Annotated in this window: 1 protein-coding gene; it reads left to right on the top strand. The window is 47.6% G+C overall.

What is annotated here, in order from left to right; translation table 11 throughout:
* On the top strand, positions 1 to 634 hold a 634-nt coding region (locus R7Q09_RS26470), incomplete at both ends, for a peptidase dimerization domain-containing protein (RefSeq protein ID WP_318143982.1).

The raw sequence follows: 634 nt of genomic DNA, 5'->3' as shown, positions 1-634 counted from the left end.
TTGGAAGGTGATATTCTTCTAAACACCGACTCCGAGCAAGAAGGCGAAGTGTACATGGGCTGCGCTGGTGGTATCGATGGTGCGATGACTTTTGACATCAAACGCGACGCGATCCCTACTGGCTTTGTGACTCGTCAGCTAACCTTGAAGGGTTTAAAAGGCGGTCACTCTGGTTGTGATATCCACACTGGTCGTGGTAATGCCAACAAACTGCTTGGCCGATTCCTAGCGGGCCATGCACAAGAGTTGGATCTTCGCTTGGTTGAATTCCGTGGTGGTAGTTTGCGTAATGCTATTCCTCGCGAAGCTTTCGTAACAGTTGCTGTTCCTGCTGAAAACCAAGAGAAACTTGCAGAGCTTTTCAACTACTACACTGAGCTATTAAAAGCAGAGCTTGGCAAAGTAGAAACGGGTATTGTGACGTTCAATGAAGAGATCGTAACCGAATCACAAGCTTTCACCGCGGCGGACCAACAACGCTTTATTGCTGCTCTCAACGCATGTCCAAATGGCGTGATGCGCATGAGCGACGAAATTGAAGGTGTGGTTGAAACGTCACTGAACGTTGGCGTGATCACTACTGAAGAAAATAAAGTGACTGTTCTGTGCCTAATTCGCTCTTTGATTGACTCTG

The sequence above is a fragment of the Vibrio sp. 2130-1 genome (assembly GCF_033339515.1).
This window is presented reverse-complemented; position numbering and strand designations above follow the sequence as displayed.